Origin of the sequence: Mesorhizobium sp. B2-1-3A (genome assembly GCF_006442655.1) — a bacterium.
Taxonomy (GTDB): Bacteria; Pseudomonadota; Alphaproteobacteria; order Rhizobiales; family Rhizobiaceae; genus Mesorhizobium.
On sequence record NZ_VFWK01000006.1, the window covers coordinates 238,029 to 253,171 of the forward strand.

Here is a 15,143-nt window from a genome sequence, read left to right on the forward strand (position 1 = left end):
CTGCCGCTTCGTCGCGAGACGGAGCGGGGTTCAATCCGGACGCGAAAGGCTCTAAGAGCAGGCGATAGATCACGTGTTAGATTTGATGGAATGACCAATGCGACTGGGCGGACGGCTGGCTGCGGCCATCGAAGTGCTGGAGGACATTGGCCGGCGTCACCGGCCGGTGGCCGATGCGCTGAAGGATTGGGGCCTGTCACATCGCTTCGCTGGCGGCGGTGATCGCGCGGCCATCGGCAACATCGTTTACGACGCGTTGCGCCACAAACGCTCCGCCGGCTGGCTGCTTGGCGAAGACACGCCACGCGCCATCGGCTTCGGCGCATTGCTGCTCGAATGGAGCCAGACGGCGCAGTCGCTCAACGACGCGCTCGACGGTGACAAGTTCGCACCGCCGCTGCTCAGCACCACCGAGCTGCAGACGATCGCCGGTCGCCGGCTTGCCGATGCCCCATCTGCGGTGCGGGCCGACATACCCGATTGGTGCGAACCGCTTTTCGAACGGGCCTTTGGCGAGGCATGGGTTGGGGAGGGCGCGGCGCTGGCGACCCGCCCGCCGCTCGACATCAGGGTCAACACGCTGCAGGCCGATCGTGCCAAGGTCCTCAAGGAGCTGGCCGATACCGGGGCGCAGGCCGCGCGGATCGCGCCGCTCGGCATCCGCATTCCGCCGATCGATGGCGACGGCAGGCACCCGAACGTGCAGTCCGAGCCGGCCTTCCAGAAAGGCTGGTTCGAGGTGCAGGACGAGGGCTCGCAAATAGCGGCCACGCTTGCCGGCGCCGAGGCCGGCATGCAGGTGCTCGACTTCTGCGCCGGCGCCGGTGGCAAGACACTGGCGCTGTCGGCAGCGATGGACAACCGCGGCCAGATCTTTGCCCATGATGCCGAAAAGGCGCGGCTGGCGCCGATCTTCGACCGCATCCGCCGCTCGGAAAACCGTAATGTGCAGGTCGTCACCAAGCCGGCCGAACTCGCTCCGCTCTCAGGCCATATGGATATCGTGCTGGTCGACGCGCCCTGCACCGGCAGCGGCACCTGGCGGCGCCGCCCCGATGCCAAATGGCGGCTGACGCAAAGGCAGCTCGACGCCCGCAAGGGTGAGCAATCGGCGATCCTCGATGCTGCCAAGGCGTATGTGAAACCCGGCGGCCTGCTGGTCTACATCACCTGCTCTGTGTTCGACGAGGAGAACGGCGAACAGATCGCGGCGTTTCGCGACCGCAACAGCGGCTTTGCCCCGCTCGATCACCGCGCGCTCTGGGATAGCTGTTTTCCGGGGCACGAGGCGGCCGCAAGAATCGGCGCTGGCGCGGATATCTCGCTGTCACCGGCACTGAGCGGCACTGACGGGTTTTACTTCTGCGCCATGCGCAAGGTGAGTTGAGCGCTGCCGTTGACAAGGAGCGCCAGTGCCCCAGTTGCAGATGCGCGGCGCCGTGTCGCTGTGGGGTGGGATTCTTGAAAAAATATCTGTCGCTGCTGCCTTTCCTTGTCCTGGTGATCGGTGGAGGCTTGCTGATCGGCTATGCGACGTTGCCGGGCGCCTGGTATGCATCGCTGGTCAAACCGCCCTTCAATCCGCCCAACTGGGTCTTCGCGCCCGTCTGGACACTGCTCTACGTGCTGATCGCGGTGGCCGGCTGGCGAACGTGGGGGCGAGCACCGGCGGGAGCGGCGATGAAGATCTGGGGCGTCCAGCTCGCCCTGAATTTCCTGTGGTCGCCAACCTTCTTCGGCGCAAGGATGATGGGACCCCCCTTGGTCGTCATCGTGCTTCTTCTCGCCAGCATCGTGCTGTTCATCGTGAGAGCCTGGAACCGCGACCGGCTTTCGGGCTGGCTGTTCGTGCCTTATGCGGCATGGGTGGCCTTCGCCACCGTGCTCAACGCCTCGCTTGTCTGGTTGAACTAGGCCCCTCCAATGTCGTTTTGTTGCAGTGCAGCAAAAGCATTTGCCTGCCGCCCGTGCCTCTGCGATAAGCTTCTCCGGCAAAACTGAAGGCAATTGCGATGGCAGCAAAGATCGTACCGGCTCCGGACTATGAGGATCGCGTCAGGGCGTCTTTCGCGCGCCAGCAGGCAATGGCCACGATCGGCGCCGAACTGACATTGGTGACGCCCGGCATCATCGAAATCGAGATGCCCTATTCGGCGGCATTGACCCAGCAGCACGGCTTCCTGCATGCCGGCGTCATCTCGACGGCGCTGGATTCGGCTTGCGGCTACGCGGCCTTTTCCCTGATGCCGGAAAATTCCGGGGTGCTCACCATCGAATTCAAGGTCAACCTTTTGGCGCCGGGCAGGGGTGAGCGCTTCCTGTTTCGCGGCTCGGTGACCAAGCCTGGCCGCACCATCATCGTCGCCGATGGCCAGGCCTACGCCTTTGCCGCCGACGGCGAAGCCAAGCTGATCGCGACCATGACGGGGACGATGATGACGGTGGTAGGCCGCGATGGGATTGCGGGCTGATGGCTAATGTTACGCGAATTGGCGGCAAGGATGTCCTCTTCGTCATGGCGGCGCAGGCCGAATATGGCCCCCATCTGCAAAAACTGTTCATGCCGCTGATGACGGGTGTCGGGCCGGTCGAGGCCGCCGTCCGGCTAGGCGCCGAGCTGTCCTGGCTGAAATCGGAAAAGGCCTTGCCGGACCTTATCGTGTCGCTCGGCTCGGCCGGTAGCCGGACCCTGGAGCAGACGGAAATCTATCAGGCTGTCTCGGTCGGTTATCGCGACATCGATGCTTCGCCCTTGGGTTTCGAGAAAGGCGCGACGCCGTTCCTCGACCTGCCGGTCATCGTGCCGCTGCCGCTGCGGATACCCGAAATCAGGCAAGCCACGCTGTCCACCGGCGGCGCGATCATCACCGGTGCGGCCTATGACACGATCGCGGCCGACATGGTCGACATGGAAACCTTCGCCTGCCTGCGCGCCTGCCAACTGTTCGATGTGCCCCTGATCGGGCTGCGCGGCATTTCAGACGGCGCGGCTGATCTCAGGCATGTCGGCGACTGGACGGAATATCTGCACGTCATCGACGAGAAGCTGGCCGAGGCCGTCATGCGCCTCGAACAGGCGATCGGGTCGGGCTTGCTGCGGACTGCTCCATCCAACGACCAGGCCAGACCCGTCTGAAGTCAGGCTACGCAACCCATTGCGCAGACTCATTTCTTTCTCTAAACGCTCGCCATGACAACAGCCAATCACCCCGACACCGTCCTGATTGTCGATTTCGGCAGCCAGTTTACGCAGCTCATCGCCCGCCGCATCCGCGAGGCCGGCGTGTTTTCCGAGATCGTGCCGTTCCAGTCGGCCGAAGCCGCGTTCAAGCGCATCAATCCCAAAGCCGTGATCCTGTCCGGCGGTCCGGCCTCGACATCGGATATCGGCAGCCCGCGCGCGCCGCAGATCGTCTTCGATGCCGGGGTGCCGGTGCTTGGCATCTGCTACGGCCAGATGGCGATGTGCGTTCAGATGGGCGGTGTCGCCGAAAGCTCCAACCATCGCGAATTCGGCCGCGCCTTCGTCGAGATCGAGAAGGACAGCCCGCTGTTCGAGGGCCTGTGGGCGACGGGCCAGCGGCACCAGGTCTGGATGAGCCATGGCGACCGCGTCATCGCCCTGCCGCCGGGTTTTCAGGTCTTTGGCAAGTCGGAAAGTTCGCCCTTCGCCATCTTCGGCAATGTCGAGCGCAAGATGTACGGCATCATGTTCCATCCCGAGGTGGTGCATACGCCCGATGGCGCGAGGCTGCTCAGGAACTTCGTCCATAACATCGCCGGCATCGAGGGCGACTGGACGATGCGCGCCTACCGCGAGCACGCGGTCGAGGCGATCCGCAAGCAGGTCGGCAAGGGCAAGGTCATCTGCGCGCTGTCGGGCGGCGTGGACTCCTCGGTCGCGGCACTGCTGATCCACGAGGCGGTCGGCGACCAGCTCACCTGCATTCTCGTCGACCACGGCCTGATGCGCAAGGACGAGGCGGCAGGTGTGGTGGCGATGTTCCGCCAGCACTACAATCTGCCGCTGATCCTGGTCGATGCCTCGGAAAAATTCATCTCGGCGCTGGAAGGCGAGGTCGACCCCGAAAAGAAGCGCAAGACCATCGGCCGGCTGTTCATCGAAGTGTTCGAGGAAGAGGCAAAGAAACTTGGCGGCGCCGACTTCCTGGCGCAAGGCACGCTCTATCCCGACGTCATCGAAAGCGTCTCCTTCACCGGCGGTCCGTCGGTGACCATCAAGTCGCACCACAATGTCGGCGGCCTGCCCGAGCGCATGAACATGAAGCTGGTCGAGCCGCTGCGTGAACTGTTCAAGGATGAGGTGAGGGCGCTCGGCAAGGAACTCGGCCTGCCCGAGAGCTTTATCGGCCGCCATCCGTTCCCGGGTCCTGGCCTTGCCATCCGCTGCCCGGGCGGCATCACGCGCGAAAAGCTGGAGATCCTGCGCGAAGCCGACGCCATCTATCTCGACGAGATCCGCAAGGCTGGCCTCTACGATGCCATCTGGCAGGCCTTTGCCGTGCTCTTGCCGGTGCAGACCGTCGGCGTGATGGGCGACGGCCGCACCTACGAATTCGTCTGCGCGTTGCGCGCCGTTACCTCGGTCGACGGTATGACGGCGGACTTCTATCACTATGACATGGCCTTCCTGGGCGCCGCCGCCACGCGCATCATCAACGAGGTCCGAGGCATCAACCGCGTCGTCTACGACGTGACGTCGAAGCCGCCGGGTACGATCGAGTGGGAGTGATTCAGGCCCATCCAAACGCCACCGGAGATGCGCCGAAATACGACGCAAGCCGTTGAAATAAAGGATAAATCCTCTCCAGGACATTCGGTGCCCATCGGCACTTAGAGTTTGCCGTTGGCGGCCCGCCTGACGGGCCTCGACCATATTGCCCCGACCAATTTTTCAAAGTACCGTCACGGCCAATGAGGCTCGTGACGGTACTTTTTCATTTTAACCTATTGAAAAAAATAGGAAAATCCTGCCAAGAGCCCGCGGTCATGGCGGATGAGGACGTTTTCCAGACCTTCCTCCTGAAGGAGTTCCAGCGCCTTCTTGAGGCCAATGATTTTTGGTCCAACCCATCCAAGCAGTGATCGGAGACGGCTGAAACACAACCGAAAAGCGATTTAATTCACTATCTAGCGAGTGAGGATTGACTCGTGTATCACATTGATTGATTTTTGGATTGACTTGGAATGCGTCGAATTGCCAAGGCTCGCTTCACAGCGCGCGAAATGGATGCGCTGGCGTCGGTTGTTAAGCGGATGCATTGTGGCGCCCAGCCTACCTCGCAGGATCACTTGCCTTGGTTGGACTTTCGAATGTATCCGCTGCTGGACTGGCGCGGTCCGTTCGACGGTGAATTGGAAAGGGTATCAGCTTGTCTCAGGAGAGCGGCGTAAGGCGCAAGCGTGCCACGAAAGCAGAGCAACGAGCCGAGACGATCGAGCAGATTCTCGACACCGCCGAATTCCTCTTCTCAAAGCATGGACTGCATGGAGTCGCACTGAAGGACGTCGCTCGAGCCGTCGGTGTGCACCACACGCTGATCAATTACTACTTCACCGACAAGAAGATGCTTTTTGACGCTGTCTTTGCGCGCAGGGCTGCGGTCACCAGCGATCGGCGGATGAAGGCGCTTGCCGACTATGACCGCGCAATGAAAGGCAAGCCTACGGTAGAGGGCGCGTTGCACGCCTTTCTCGACACCGATCTCGACCTCTACATCGAAGGCGACGAGGGCTGGAAGAATTACGCTGCCTTGGGTGCCCAGGTAGCGAACACACCGCAATGGGGCGCCGAACTGATGGACAAGCATTTCGATCCCGTCGTGCTGAGACTGATTGATCTGCTCAAGAAAGCGCTTCCCGGATCCGCTGAAGAAGACATTTTCTGGGGGTATCATTTCGTCACCGGGGCGCTGATGCTGACGCTCGCGCGAACCGGCCGCATCGACAAGCTGTCAGGCGGACTGTGCCAATCGGATGACTTCATGGCGGTAAAAGAACGAATGGCGACGTTCATGGCGGCGGGCATCCGGTCCATCTGCGTGAAGCGGGAGGCCGCGGGCGACAGGCTGGGGGCGACGCGCAAGACCTGACCCGCCATAGCCTCGTACGAAGCCACTCTGGCGGCGCTGTCTCGACACGATCCCGGACCAAGACCGGTGTGCGCGACCGCCATCTCCGGTCAAGCTCCTGTCGGGCACCCGATCCCAAGCGATATGGTCCCGGCGGCCGACTTCTCACCTTGAGATCATCCTGAAAATCGCCATCGCCGCCTGGGCGGGCGGCCGGTCGAAGCCGTCCGACGCCAGCGTTGCCGGCAGGTGGATCATCCTTGCGACAAATAACATTCGCTATCTTGTTAGTGAATGTAATTCTTGCTACAGCTTCGCCCGGGAGGAGAGGACATGCAACGCAAAGCAGGGATTGCGGGCTTGATCGGTGTGGGCTGCGCGATGCGTCCCCACGCAACCGTTGCGTCTCGCTTGTCAGGCCGTCGAGGGGCCTTCCGGTCGCCGGCCGGCGCGTGCGGAGCCGTTGATACGATCGGCTCGGACGGCGCCTGCCATGACTGAGACCGTGCTGGGGAAAATGACGGGCAGACGTGAGGTCGGCATGCTCGAGCGCGTCGTGCTCGTCGTGACCTTTGCCCTGGCGGTCTTGTTCGCTCTCTTCATCGATGGATTTGCGACCTCTGGAAACCTGCTGGTCATCCTGTCCAATTCCACCTCGCTCGTCATGCTGAGCTGCGGCATGGCCGTCGTGATCATATCGAGGGGCTTGGATCTGTCCCTGATCGCCCAGATGGTGGCAGGGGCAACCATCTTCAGCATCCTGGTTACCGGCGGCAGCCCGGCCTCGCTGGCGCTGCTGGTGGCGGTCGCCGCCATGGTCCTGGTCGGAATCGTGAACGCCTTTCTAATCGCCTATGTAGGCATTCCAGCCATGCTGGCTACATTGGCGTCGGCCATGTTCATCACCGGCCTGTTTCGGTTCGCGATCCTGCGTGGCGAATTCATCCTGCTGCTGCCGAAATCCAACCCCGCGGTGCTCTTCCTGTCGGGAAACATCCTGCCCGGCGTGACGGTACCGGTCGCGCTGATGATCGCTACCCTTGTGGCGACCGGGGTGCTGCTCAGCTACTCGACGGCCGGGCGCATTATCTACGCCATGGGCGACAATTATCAGGCCGCCCGCCTGACCGGCCTGCCGGTAAGGACGACAACCGTGGTGGTGTACGTCTTTGCCGCCGTCACGGCGCTCCTGGCCGGCCTTGTCACCTCGGCGGCCAGCGGCGCGGTTGACTTCCGGACCGTCTCGAACGGAACCCTGCTGTTTGATGTGATCCTTGTCGTGGTGCTCGGCGGCATACCGCTTCGGGGTGGCCGCGGCGGCCTCAGGAACATCCTGGTCGGGGCGGCACTCATCGCCATACTGCGCAATGGGATGACGCTCATGAACTTTACCACCCAGATGCAGGACGCGCTGAGGGGGCTGGTCCTCATCCTTGCAATCGTCATCGACAATTATCTGAACCCCAGGGACACCGAAACGGACACCGTTGGCGATCTTTAAAGACTGATAATCAAACCAAGGAGGAGAACATGGTCTATAGAATTGGAAATCGCGTCCGAACCGCAGCTATGGCTTTTCTGATCGCGGCGACCGCGGCGATGGGTTCAACCGGATCGACCTCGGCGGGCACCGACCTCGCCGGCAAGAAGGTGATCTTCATACCGATCGCCATGGGTATTTCGCTGACCGAAGGGTGGGCGCGCCGCATGAAGGAGGATGCGGCGTTGCATGGCTACACCCTCGAGATCCGCGATCCCGCCTTCAACAGCGGCGCAATGGCCGAACTTCTGGCCAAGGCGATCAGTGAAAAGCCTGATGTTCTGGTCGTTCACAATCCGACGGTTCAGTTGCTGGCCCGCCAGATCAAGCAGGCCGAGGCCGCGGGCATCAAGGTCCTGCAGCTCAACCTGCAGTCCAACCAGCCATCTTCCGCATTCGTCGGCGCCAACTGGACCCGCATTGGCCACGACGTCGCGGAGGACATCGTCAAGGAGTGCGGCGCAGGCAGCGGCAAGTCGGGCAAGGTGGCTATCATCCCCGGCCAGTTGACCGCCGCCGACAGCGTCATGATGAACGATGCGGCCTTCAAGGTGTTCAAGGATCACCCCGAGATCCAGGTTGTCTCCAACCAGGCGTCCGACTGGGAGCCAGAAAAGGCACGCCAGATCACGGCAACCGTGCTGCAACAGCATCCAGACCTCTGCGCCATCTTCGGCCACTGGGATGTTCATACGATGGGCGCCGGCCATGCCGTCAAGGACGCTGGGCTTGAGGACAAGGTGCTGGTCTACGCAACGGGCGGTGGCGACAACGTCACCTGCAAGGCGGTGGAGGACAAGATTCTCGACCGTGTGTGGAGCTACGACGCCGATGGGCAGGGCCGCGATGCGGCCACGGTGATCGACCTGCTGCTGCAGGGAGCCGCCGCCGCGGACGGGTCCATGCTGACGGTGGATTCCCCCCTCAAGATCATCAAGGGGGGCCCCACATACGATGCCAGCCTTTGCTGGAAAATGTGAGCGACGGCCAGTCGCTGACATAACGGACTCCGCGGGGCTCTCCAGCCCCGCCTTTTCCATCGCCTGGAACGCGCCATGCCCGCTGAAATCGACTTCGCCAGCCTGCCAAGGCAACACGTACCCCTGTTCGTGGTGTCGCCGCGGCGCATTCTGGCGGACATCCTCGCCAAGGGATGGATCGAGAGCACAATTCCGTTCCTGGCCCTGCTGTGCGTGTTGATCGGCATCGCACTGACGACAGACGGCTATTTCTCGCCGGCCAACCTGCAGAATCTCGCGCAATATGCCGCCGATGGCGGGCTCGTCGTCCTGGCGCTTCTGATTGTCGTCGCAGTTGGCGGCATCGATCTCTCGGTCGGCTCGAACTTCGCCATGTCGGCCTTCGTCGCGCTCTACTGCTTCCACATTCTCAACCTGCCGGTTCCTGCCGTGTTGGTGCTCACGCTTGCGGCCGGCGCCGCGGTCGGCATGACGAATGGCATCGTCGCCGGTCTGCTCGGCTGTGGCGCGTTGTTGACGACGCTCGGGACGATGATCACCGTCAGGGCATTGTTTGCGCTCGCCGCCCAGGCTGAACTCGTGGAAATATCGACGAGCAGCCGCACCGATGACCTTTGGGACTGGATTGGCTTCGAGAAGTTCCTGGCCGTCCCAATCGGAGCCTGGTGCCTGATCGCCGTGGCGGCGCTGGTGTTCGTCATGTTTCGCCAGCTTCGCTTCGGCTGGCATATCCTCGCGGTCGGTGGGAACCGCAAGGCCGCGCGCCATGGTGGTATCCCTGTCAGGACGACCATTTTCCTGGCCTACCTCCTGGCGGGACTTATCGTCGGTCTGGCCGGCTTTCTGTTTGCGGCACGTCAAAACAGCATCAGCGTCGCCGACACCGGCATCGGCATGGAGTTTTTCGCGCTGACGGCTCTCGTGGTCGGCCTTGGCGGCTTCGTTCCCGGCAAGGGTTCGCCCGTGACGGTGCTCATCGGCTTCACGACGATCTACCTCCTGAACAACGCGATGATCAATGCAGGCTTCCGTGGCGATTTCGTCCAGTTCTGCATGGGCGCCATCATCATCGTGATCCTGACGATCGACGTCCGATTCCGCAAGAACCGGCACCGCTTGCTGGCCTCGAGCTACCTCGATCCCATCGTGCTCGATGCCGGGCCGGTCGAGGGCATGCGCGGATTGATGCCGGATGAGATGGCCCCGCGGCTGAAGGGCGCGGAAATCCTGGCTTCCGGGCGCGTTGACGGACCCGAGGATGTTATTCTCGACGCTGAAGGGAACCTCTATTGCGGCAACCGCAATGGCTGCATCCTGAAAATCGCCGCACCGACCTATTCGGATGTAAGCGTGCTGGCCAAGATTGGCGGGCGCCCACTTGGGCTGGCCTTCGACCGGGAAGGGCGGATCGTCACCTGCGTTGCCGGAATGGGACTGATCCGCGTCACCATGGCAGGCGACGTCGAACTGTTGACGGACGAGACGTCACGCAGCCTCTTCAGTGTCCAGGACGACACCGCAATCCGTATGGCCGACGATCTGGACATAGGACCCGATGGCACGATCTATTTCACAGACGCAACGAAGCGCTACGACATTGAAAACTGGGGAATGGACCTTCTTGAAGGGCGGCCCAACGGCCGTCTCCTCAGCCATGACCCGAAATCCGGGAAAACCCGGACCATCTGCGACAATCTGGTGTTTCCAAACGGTGTGTGCCTGACACATGACGGCAAGCACCTGCTGGTCGCCAGTACGTGGAACTGCTCGATCCTGATCTTCGATCTCGCCAAGTTGTCGGATGGGCCACGCATCTTCCTCAAAGGTCTGCCGGGTTATCCCGACAACATCAACCGGGCGTCGGATGGCGGCTACTGGGTGGCGCTGGCCGGGATGCGCAATCCGCTCTTCGACCGGGTGCTGAAACACCCGGGCCTGCGACGGCGCATGACAAGGCGCGTGCCACCGACAAACTGGCTCTTCGGCAACCTCAACATCGGAGGCGTGCTCAAGATAGACGGGCTGGGCAAGATAGTGGATGCACTGTGGGATGCTTCCGATGGACCTCTCTACATGATCACATCGATGCGCGAGCACGAAGGATCGCTGTTCCTCGGCGGCGTGACCAACGACAAGATCGGTCGGCTCGCCCTAGAAGGCGCCAACGCACGGTGGACCGGGCCTGCGAGCTATTGGGGGAGGGACCGTTGATGCTCTTCGCACGCAAGGCCAAAGATACTCCCGGAATGACGCTGGAAGGGGTTCTTGGCCCCAACAACCGGCTGGACGACGCGGAGGCCATCCCTGTGGAGAAGTCGGAAGCATTGTCCGTATCAGCCGAAGGCCACCTGCTGTTCAGTTCCGGCAGCCAGATATTCCGCCTGCACCGATGGCGCGAAGAACCGACAGCCTGGGCGCGGTTCGACCAACCCGTGTCCGCCCTGTCGTGCAGTGCCGACGGGCTTGTCGCGGTCGGTCTGCAAGGTGGCTCCATCGCGGTCATCGACCAGAGCGGGCAGGCGGTCGACGGCTGGTCCGCGCCGCCGGATCTCGTCTCTGTGAGCGATTGCGCCTTCCTGTCCAGCGGCGAGATCGCTGTCGTCGACAATGGCTACCGCGACGATCAAAACGTGTTGTCCATCGCGCCATGGGATGAAGTGCCTCGCGGGAAGGTCGTGGTGGTGGGCCGCTTCAAGGAGCCGCGCATCGTTGCGCGAGCATTGCACTGCCCGATGGGCATCACCCCAGACGTCGCCGGCGGCCTCATCGTCTCCCAACTCGACCGGGCCAGCATCGTCGATCTTTCAGGCCGCACTCTCCAGTCTGGCTATCCCGGCTATCTCGGCCGCATTCGCAAGACCCACACCGGATACGCGATGGCCTGCCTGTCGAGGCGTGATCCCTTGATCGAATTCCTGAAGACGGAGCCGGTGTTCGTTTCGGATATGAAGGCCAATCTCGATCCTCGCTACTGGATCTCGCCGCGAGCCACGCCGGAAATCAGCCACGACTTCCCAATCGAACTGGGGGCGGCCCGGCTCTTCGGTGACGTAAAACCCTGGGCGCCTTCATTTTCATATGGGCTGGTGATCGAACTGGACGAGGCCCTGATGCCGATCGCCTGCGCGCATTCGCGCGCCAACGGAAGGCGGCATGCGATCTGCGATGTCTGTTCGTGGAACGGGAACCTGATTGCCGTCAGCCGGGCCAGCGGCGAAATCCTCAATCTCGGTTCTGGGAGCGTGCCATGACAGCCCAGCCCATCGTCAGCCTTGAGAATGTCACGAAGACGTATGGCAACACCGCGGCGCTTGCCGATGCGAGCTTTGATTTGATGGCTGGCGAGATTCACGCCCTGGTCGGAGAGAACGGCGCTGGAAAGTCGACGCTATGCAAGCTGATCGCCGGCGTGATCTCGCCATCCGAGGGCATTCTCAGGATTGATGGCCAGCCGGTGGTTTTCTCTTCACCCAGGGATGCGAGCGGGCAGGGGATTTCAATGGTCTACCAGGAGACCAGCCTGGTGCCGCAACTCACCGTCGCCCAGAACATGGTCCTGGGCCGCGAGCACATGTTCAACTCGGTACGGCGGGTGCGCAGTGCTGCCCGGCAAGTTCTGCAGCGACTGAATTTCAAGGTCGACCCCGCGCAGCTTGCAGGGACGCTCTCCGCAGCCAAACGGCAAATGGTCGAGATCGCCCGCGCGGTGCTGAACAAGGCAAGGGTCATCATCCTTGACGAACCCACGGCGGCCCTGACCCCGGAGGAAACCGATCATCTCTTCGATCTGATGAAGTCGCTGCAGCGAGACGGTGTGGCGATTGTCTTCATATCGCATGCGCTGGAAGAGGCCCTGACCTATGCGGACAGAATCTCCGTTCTGAGAAACGGACGCATGATGACCACCGGGCCGGCCGCCGATTTCAATCGCGGCATGCTCATCCACCACATGATCGGCGATGAACTGAAAGAGCAGGACAAGGCCCCGGCGGCAAGGCGTCCGCCCCGGTCCGCCCTGCCGGTGCTGCGCGTGGAAAACATCCGCATGGGCAGCATGGTCAACAGCATGTCCTTCTCGATCTTCCCCGGCGAGATCACAGGCCTGGCAGGCTTGATCGGCTCGGGCAGGAGCGAAGTCGCCAAGGTCATCATGGGACACACAAAGCGCAATTTCGGCGGTGGCCGTATCTGGCTCGACGGCCGCGAAGTGCGCTACGGCCTCCCGGCTCAGGCAGTGGCCGATGGGATCGCCTATATCAGCGAGGATCGCAAGCTCGACGGTTTCTTCGACACGCTGAGCGTGGCGGAAAACATCGGCTTGGGTTGGCTGGCCAAGTTCGGAGGTCGTCGCTTCCTTGCTCCACGGGCAAGGATGCGAGCCTTGGCAAGCGAGTGGGTGGACAGGCTTTCAATCCGGAGCATCGGCGTCGAACGACCGGTCCTGTATCTTTCCGGCGGCAACCAACAGAAGGTGGTCATCGCCAAATCACTCATTCAGAAGCCGAAGCTGGTTATCTTCGACGAGCCGACGCGCGGGGTGGATGTCGGGGCAATTGCCGAGATCCGCCAGATCATCCGCAGCTTTGCCGACAGCGGTGCCGGCGTCATTCTGATATCGTCCTATTTGCCGGAAATTCTGGAAACCTGCGATCGGATCCTGGTCGCCAAAAGCGGCACGATTGCCGCCGAGTTTTCACGGGCCGAGGCAAGCGCGGCCAGTATTCTCAATGCCGCGATTCACTGAGCGCGCCGCCCCCCGGTGACGGGAGGCGGAGCAGGACATCAATTAGACAGGTCAATCCATGTTATTAACTGGCTCGATAGTGAATTTCATACCGATTGCCTCGGGTGGAAAGGGCGATCGCGGACGAATGATCGTGGCCGGCTGCCCGGTGAGGTCGCGATGATGGACGGCACCGTCCAGCCGTTCTCGTTGACGCTCGAGAAGTTTCTCGAGCACGCCGCCAAATGGCATCCTCAAGCGGAGGTGGTAACCGGACGCACGGGCGGCAAATCCGATCGAATTGGATACCTCGCCTTGAGGGATCGCAGCATGCGCATCTCGGCACTGCTGCGGGGCTTCGGCATAAGTGTTGGGGACCGGATCGCCACTCTCGCCTGGAACACCCATGCTCATGTCGAGGTCTGGTACGCCTGCATGGGCATGGGCGCCGTCTGCCATACACTCAACCCGCGGCTGACCGGCGCGCAACTCGCTGCCATGGCGGGCTTGTCCAAAGCGCGAATCCTCGTCGTCAGTGCGGATCTCCTGCCGCTTGCCGCCGAGATAGTCGCCGCCGCGACGGACATCGAGCGCATCTGGGTGATCGACGGGGCAAGAGACTTCGTCGCCGAACCGCCGCTTTGCTCGCTCGACCTGCTGATTGCCCGGTCGCAGGGCGAGGCGGGCTGGGGTGATTTCGACGAGACGTCTCCTTGCGGACTTTGCTTCACTTCGGGCACGACTGGCGCCCCCAAGGGGGTCACCTACACCCATCGCTCGAGCTTCTTGCACACGCTGCGGCTGTTGCAGGCCGATGTGATGGCCATCTCAAGCGCCGACAGCGTTCTTGCCGTCGTGCCGATGTTTCATGCCAACGCCTGGGGCCTTCCATTCGCGGTGCCGGCCGTGGGCGCAAGGCTGGTCCTGCCGGGACGCGCCATGGACGGCGCCAGCCTGGCGCGCCTGATTGTGGAGGAAGAGGTGACGATGGCAGTGGGCGTCCCCACCGTCTGGCTGGGCCTTGTCGAGCATGTCGAAGCGACCGGCATATCCATGCCGACGCTCAAGCGCATCACCGTTGGAGGAGCCCCCATCGCACCGGCGCTGATGGAGCGGATCGAAAGCCGCCTTGATGTGAAAGTGCAGACGAGTTGGGGAATGACCGAGCTCTCGCCGTCAGGCACGGTGGCGCCGCTTCACGAGCGATCGCAAGCGGGGCTCTCGGGCCGCCCCGCTATAGGCGTCGATCTGTTGCTGACCGACGCCGACGGACAGGCGCTGCCTCGGCAGCGCGGTGTTGAAGGCCAGTTGCGCGTGCGCGGTGCCGCTGTCGTTGAACGCTATTTCGGAGAGCAGGACAAGGCGAGCGATGCGAATGGCTGGTTTGCGACAGGCGATCTCGCGCGCATCGACGAAAGCGGCAATGTCGCGATTACGGGCCGGGTCAAGGACCTGATCAAATCCGGCGGCGAATGGATCAACCCGGCCGAGATCGAGGCGGTGATCGGCGCTCTCCCAGAGGTCGGGCTCGCAGCGGTGATTGGACGGCCGGATCCGAAATGGGGTGAGCGCCCGATCCTTCTGGTCGAGATACGCGAGGCGCAGGTGATCAGCGACGAAGACCTTCTGGCTTCGTTGCAAGGGCATGTCGCGTCATGGTGTATTCCCGATGCGGTCTATCGACTCGAGCGCATGCCGCTCGCGGCCACCGGCAAGATCGACAAGATGCGACTGCGAGCCGAATACGGCGGCGGTTGATGTCGGTCACCAACAACTGTCGATGAACCGTTACCCGGCGAACATGGCCG

At 62.3% G+C, this 15,143-nt stretch carries 12 protein-coding genes; all 12 read left to right on the forward strand.

What is annotated here, in order from left to right:
* Positions 1–97 precede the first annotated feature (97 nt).
* The 12 genes from FJ977_RS25615 (at position 98) to FJ977_RS25670 (ending at position 15,093) form a co-directional block, all read left to right on the forward strand.
* Positions 98–1,387 (forward strand): RsmB/NOP family class I SAM-dependent RNA methyltransferase, encoded by a 1,290-nt coding sequence (locus tag FJ977_RS25615; protein ID WP_140774952.1) that lies wholly within the window; start codon positions 98–100, stop codon positions 1,385–1,387.
* A gap of 74 nt (positions 1,388–1,461) precedes the next feature.
* Positions 1,462–1,914, forward strand: coding sequence for a TspO/MBR family protein (locus FJ977_RS25620; RefSeq protein ID WP_140774953.1), 453 nt, complete (start codon positions 1,462–1,464; stop codon positions 1,912–1,914).
* Positions 1,915–2,012: 98 nt separating this feature from the next.
* On the forward strand, positions 2,013–2,471 hold the full coding sequence (locus tag FJ977_RS25625) for a PaaI family thioesterase (RefSeq protein WP_023686843.1): 459 nt from the start codon (positions 2,013–2,015) through the stop codon (positions 2,469–2,471).
* Positions 2,471–3,136 carry a 5'-methylthioadenosine/S-adenosylhomocysteine nucleosidase gene (locus FJ977_RS25630; RefSeq protein WP_140774954.1) on the forward strand — a complete coding sequence of 222 codons (666 nt, stop codon included), beginning with the start codon at positions 2,471–2,473 and terminating at the stop codon, positions 3,134–3,136. Before FJ977_RS25625 ends, FJ977_RS25630 begins: the two co-directional genes overlap by 1 nt.
* A gap of 54 nt (positions 3,137–3,190) precedes the next feature.
* Positions 3,191–4,753: a glutamine-hydrolyzing GMP synthase gene (gene guaA / locus FJ977_RS25635; RefSeq protein ID WP_140774955.1), complete on the forward strand. Its 1,563-nt coding sequence runs from the start codon at positions 3,191–3,193 to the stop codon at positions 4,751–4,753.
* Between the two features lie 640 nt (positions 4,754–5,393).
* The gene (locus FJ977_RS25640; protein ID WP_210243863.1) at positions 5,394–6,113 is read left to right on the forward strand and encodes a TetR/AcrR family transcriptional regulator; all 720 of its coding nucleotides are present in this window, start codon (positions 5,394–5,396) and stop codon (positions 6,111–6,113) included.
* A 472-nt stretch (positions 6,114–6,585) separates the two neighbouring features.
* Positions 6,586–7,593 (forward strand): ABC transporter permease, encoded by a 1,008-nt coding sequence (locus FJ977_RS25645; protein WP_140774956.1) that lies wholly within the window; start codon positions 6,586–6,588, stop codon positions 7,591–7,593.
* Positions 7,594–7,661: 68 nt separating this feature from the next.
* The gene (locus FJ977_RS25650) at positions 7,662–8,612 is read left to right on the forward strand and encodes a sugar ABC transporter substrate-binding protein (protein ID WP_181180059.1); all 951 of its coding nucleotides are present in this window, start codon (positions 7,662–7,664) and stop codon (positions 8,610–8,612) included.
* A gap of 75 nt (positions 8,613–8,687) precedes the next feature.
* Positions 8,688–10,823 (forward strand): SMP-30/gluconolactonase/LRE family protein, encoded by a 2,136-nt coding sequence (locus FJ977_RS25655; RefSeq protein ID WP_140774958.1) that lies wholly within the window; start codon positions 8,688–8,690, stop codon positions 10,821–10,823.
* Entirely contained in the window at positions 10,823–11,863 is a 1,041-nt protein-coding gene (locus FJ977_RS25660) for a hypothetical protein (RefSeq protein WP_140774959.1), read from the forward strand. Before FJ977_RS25655 ends, FJ977_RS25660 begins: the two co-directional genes overlap by 1 nt.
* Positions 11,860–13,356, forward strand: coding sequence for a sugar ABC transporter ATP-binding protein (locus FJ977_RS25665; RefSeq protein ID WP_140774960.1), 1,497 nt, complete (start codon positions 11,860–11,862; stop codon positions 13,354–13,356). The genes FJ977_RS25660 and FJ977_RS25665 overlap by 4 nt, the downstream gene beginning before the upstream one ends.
* Before the next feature lie 15 nt (positions 13,357–13,371).
* Entirely contained in the window at positions 13,372–15,093 is a 1,722-nt protein-coding gene (locus FJ977_RS25670; protein ID WP_210243864.1) for an AMP-binding protein, read from the forward strand.
* Positions 15,094–15,143 lie beyond the last annotated feature (50 nt).

Excerpts from the sequence above, each read along its gene's own strand:
- FJ977_RS25650 (WP_181180059.1), top strand. The coding sequence starts at position 7,662 with ATGGCTTTTCTGATCGCGGCGACCGCGGCGATGGGTTCAACCGGATCG.
- FJ977_RS25630 (WP_140774954.1), top strand. The coding sequence starts at position 2,471 with ATGGCTAATGTTACGCGAATTGGCGGCAAGGATGTCCTCTTCGTCATG.
- FJ977_RS25660 (WP_140774959.1), top strand. The coding sequence starts at position 10,823 with ATGCTCTTCGCACGCAAGGCCAAAGATACTCCCGGAATGACGCTGGAA.
- FJ977_RS25615 (WP_140774952.1), top strand. The coding sequence starts at position 98 with ATGCGACTGGGCGGACGGCTGGCTGCGGCCATCGAAGTGCTGGAGGAC.
- FJ977_RS25665 (WP_140774960.1), top strand. The coding sequence starts at position 11,860 with ATGACAGCCCAGCCCATCGTCAGCCTTGAGAATGTCACGAAGACGTAT.
- FJ977_RS25645 (WP_140774956.1), top strand. The coding sequence starts at position 6,586 with ATGACTGAGACCGTGCTGGGGAAAATGACGGGCAGACGTGAGGTCGGC.
- FJ977_RS25625 (WP_023686843.1), top strand. The coding sequence starts at position 2,013 with ATGGCAGCAAAGATCGTACCGGCTCCGGACTATGAGGATCGCGTCAGG.
- FJ977_RS25655 (WP_140774958.1), top strand. The coding sequence starts at position 8,688 with ATGCCCGCTGAAATCGACTTCGCCAGCCTGCCAAGGCAACACGTACCC.
- guaA (WP_140774955.1), top strand. The coding sequence starts at position 3,191 with ATGACAACAGCCAATCACCCCGACACCGTCCTGATTGTCGATTTCGGC.